Genomic DNA, 3,023 nt, shown 5'->3' on the forward strand with positions numbered 1-3,023 from the left:
GCGACGATGGAAGGCTTTCGCACCTGGCGTGCTGCCGCCTGCGACCGCTGCCACGGCGCCAACCAGGAGGGCATGGTCGGGCCGTCGCTCATCGCCAGCCTCAAGACCCTGTCCAAGCAGGACTTCACCACCACCGTGCTCGAGGGCCGGCTCGCCAAGGGCATGCCCACCTTCAAGACCAGCCCGCAGGTGGTTGCGCACATCGATGACCTTTATGCCTATCTCAAGGGTCGCTCCGACGGTGCGATCACAGCGGCCAAGGTGTCGCCGATCCAGTAGGACGATGGGCTTGCCGCAAGCCTGCGGCAAGCGAACTCCCGAACAATGCGCGCGGGGAGCCATTCGGCTCGCCGCAACACGAAAAATCGAGGAGACATCGCTTGAATGCAACCATTGCGAAGATCGCAGGCACCACCCTGCTGGCGCTGGCCGGAAACTGCTTTGCCGTCGGCGGCCTGTCGGTGTCACGCGAGGCCACCATCGACAGCTCGCCCGACACCGTGTGGAAGCTGGTGGGCGGCTTCAACGCGCTCGACGTCTGGCACCCGGCCATCAAAGGCAGCAAGCTCACGGGCAACGGCACCAGAGCAGGTGCCATGCGCCTGCTCGACCTCGGCGGCGGCGCCACCGTCAGCGAGAAACTGACGGCCTACAACGCCGCCAAGCACAGCTACAGCTACATGCTCCTCAAGGCGCCGCTGCCGGTGAAGAACTACGCCGCCACCATCGTCCTCAGCCCCACCGCCGACGGCAAGACCTTGATGAAGTGGAGCTCTAGCTTCGACGCCGCCGGTGCCCCCGACGGCCAGGTCACCGAGATCATCCAGGGCCTGTACGACGCCGGGCTCGCCAAGGTGGTGGCGAACTTCGCCAAGCAGTAGGCGGCGCGCGCGGCTCAGCGCACGATCAGCAGCGCGCTGTCGGGTTCGGCCGGCAGCACCTCGCCGACGACAGCGGCGTGCTCGAAACCGTGGCGGCGGAAGATCGCCAGCACCGCATCGAGCGCGGCCGCAGTGCAGGACACGAGCAGCCCGCCGCTGGTCTGCGGATCGCTCAGCAGCGCCTGGTCGGCGGCCGCAAAGCCGGCCGGCAAGGCCACGTCGCTGCCGTAGCCCTCCCAGTTGCGACCCGACGCGCCGGTCACGAAACCCTGTTCGGCCAAGGCGCGCACGCCCGCCAGCAGCGGCACCGCCTGCCAGTCGAGCGCAACGCGGCACTTGGCGCCGCGCGCCAGCTCCAGCACATGGCCGGCCAGGCCGAAGCCGGTCACGTCGGTGAGCGCATGCACGCCGTCGAGCGCCGCCAGGTCGGGCCCGGGCGTATTGAGCTGGGTCGTGACCGCGATCATGCGGGCGTAGCCGGCGTCGTCGAGCTGCTCCTTCTTGAGCGCGGCGGACATCACGCCCACGCCGATCGGCTTGCCGAGCACGAGCTTGTCGCCGGGACGCGCGTCGGCATTGCGCTTGACGCGGCCGGGGTGGACCAGGCCCAGCGCCACCAGGCCGTAGATGGGTTCGACCGAGTCGATGGTGTGGCCGCCCGCGATCGGGATGCCGGCCGCCCGGCAGACCGCCTCGCCGCCTTCGAGAATCTTGCCGATCACCGCGGTGGGCAGCACGCTGATCGGCATGCCCACGAGGGCCAGCGCCATGATCGGCCGACCGCCCATGGCGTAAACATCGCTGATCGCGTTGGTGGCCGCGATGCGGCCGAAGTCGTAGGGATCGTCCACGATCGGCATGAAGAAATCGGTGGTGGCAATCAACGCCTGCTCGTCGTTGAGCTTGTAGACGGCGGCGTCGTCGGCGGTCTCGATGCCCACCAGCAGCTCGGGCGGCATCGGCATGCGCGCCGTGCCCTTCAAGATTTCGCTGAGCACGCCCGGGGCGATCTTGCAGCCGCAGCCGCCGCCATGCGAGAGCGAGGTGAGCCGCGGGACGGGGGCGGTGGCAAGGGGTGCGTTCATCGGGAGTTCTCCAACAGGTCAGCGAGCAGGGCGTACAGGTTTTCGCGCTCGCGCGCCGGCTCGAACAAGGGCGCACGCGCGTCGCATTGCGTGCTGAGGGTGGCGAGCATAGACGGCGCGTCGCGGCAGCGCGCGAGCAGGGCTGCCAGGCCCGCCGCGTCGCCGGGCTCGAAGTAGCCGCCGTAGCCGGTGCCCAGCAAGCCGACGTTGCCGGCGATGCGCGAGGCGAGCACCGGCGTGCCGCTTTGCAGCGCCTCGATCACCACGTGCGCGCCGCCTTCCATGCGGCTCGGGTGGACCAGCACATGCGCCTGCTGGATGCGCCGCCGCGTGGCCGCGTGCGACAGGGCGCCGAGCCAGCGGTAGTGCGCGCCGCTGGCCTGCAGCGCCCGGGCTTCGTCGCCGAGCGCGGAGTCGAGCGCCGCACCGATGTGGTCGAGCCGGATGTCGGGCCGCGCCGCGAGCCGGCGTGCCGCTTCGAAGTAGGTGCGTGGCGATTTCTCCTCGCGCAGGTGGCCCACCATCAGCGCGCGCAGGTGGCGGCTGCTGCGCGGCAGGCGCTGGCGCGCGGTGGCCGACTGCAGGCAGACGCGGCATTTGCTGCGGTGTACCGCGGGTAAGTCGGCGCAGGCCAGTTCGTGCAGCACCACCAGCCGGTCGGCCAGTTGCAGCGAGCGCTGCGCACCGGCATCGGTGGCGATGTCTCGGTAGAGATCGGTGCCGGTCAGCACCACCGCCAGCGGCGCGCGGGGCCGGGCGCTGGCCCAGCGCGCGATCGATTCGGCCGAGCGGCGCGCATGCAGCGCGAGCATCGCGTCGGCCGGCTCGCCCGCCCAGCGTTCGACGATCCTCACTCGATAATCGGGCGACAGCAGGCGCGCCCAGCGGCTGGCGGTCTGCCAATTGCCGTTGTTGGCCTTGGCGAGTGCCGGCGTCACGATGCAGACTGAAAAACGAGCCATGGCCGTGCTTATACCGTCCGCCGCGATCGACGATGCGGCCACCATGCGCCGCGCCGACGCGGCGCTGATCGAGGCCGCCTTGCATCAGGGCCGCG

Annotated in this window: 4 protein-coding genes; 2 read left to right on the top strand and 2 right to left on the bottom strand. The window is 70.2% G+C overall.

Annotated features, from left to right (window positions below; translation table 11 throughout):
- The coding region (locus RMO12_RS05845; protein WP_309638565.1) for a cytochrome c at positions 1-279 on the top strand (279 nt) is incomplete at its 5' end.
- A gap of 101 nt (positions 280-380) precedes the next feature.
- A complete protein-coding gene (locus RMO12_RS05850; RefSeq protein WP_309638566.1) occupies positions 381-881 on the top strand; it encodes an SRPBCC family protein in 501 nt (166 codons plus the stop codon).
- A gap of 14 nt (positions 882-895) precedes the next feature.
- On the opposite strand, the gene selD is transcribed toward RMO12_RS05850, so the two are convergent.
- Together selD and senB are read right to left on the bottom strand one after the other, a co-directional pair.
- Positions 896-1,966 carry a selenide, water dikinase SelD gene (selD, locus tag RMO12_RS05855; protein WP_309638567.1) on the bottom strand — a complete coding sequence of 357 codons (1,071 nt, stop codon included), beginning with the start codon at positions 1,964-1,966 and terminating at the stop codon, positions 896-898.
- Positions 1,963-2,928, bottom strand: a complete 966-nt coding sequence (senB, locus tag RMO12_RS05860; protein WP_309638568.1) for a selenoneine biosynthesis selenosugar synthase SenB — start codon at positions 2,926-2,928, stop codon at positions 1,963-1,965. The genes selD and senB overlap by 4 nt, the downstream gene beginning before the upstream one ends.
- Between the last annotated feature and the right edge of the window lie 95 nt (positions 2,929-3,023).

Source organism: Methylibium sp., from assembly GCF_031393925.1.
GTDB lineage: Bacteria > Pseudomonadota > Gammaproteobacteria > Burkholderiales > Burkholderiaceae_C > Methylibium.